We start from the raw sequence: 327 nt of genomic DNA, 5'->3' as shown, positions 1-327 counted from the left end.
CTGAAAATACACACCTCGTCGGGAAAAGTTTCACGCAACGTATCGAGCGTGAAAATCTTACACTTCGCAACAGAATTAAACGATTGAATCGTAAAACACTCGGCTATTCAAAATCCCCTGAGATGCATGACAAAGTTATCGGGACTTTTATTGAAAGAGAATACTATCTTTAAAGCAGAGCAACGGATTGAATACATGACCAAATTGCTTTCACTGTGGCCGGAATGACGAAATGGCTTCACCGTCAGGGGTTCAGCTATAAGAAACCGATGGGCGTCCCTCATAAATTTGATGCGGATAAACAGCAACAATTTATTGAGGCCTACA

The 327-nt window shown here is 41.6% G+C and carries 1 protein-coding gene and 1 pseudogene; both read left to right on the top strand.

The window, feature by feature from the left end:
* On the top strand, positions 1-173 hold a 173-nt coding region (locus Xenpb_RS19565), incomplete at its 5' end, for an IS1 family transposase (RefSeq protein ID WP_222942853.1).
* 30 nt (positions 174-203) lie between these two features.
* Positions 204-327 (top strand): annotated as a pseudogene (locus Xenpb_RS19560) (winged helix-turn-helix domain-containing protein); the annotation flags it as partial.

The sequence above is a fragment of the Xenorhabdus sp. PB62.4 genome, assembly GCF_014467285.1.
Lineage (GTDB): Bacteria > Pseudomonadota > Gammaproteobacteria > Enterobacterales > Enterobacteriaceae > Xenorhabdus.
Note: the sequence above shows the minus strand (reverse complement) of the source record. Positions and strands in the feature narration are given on the sequence as shown.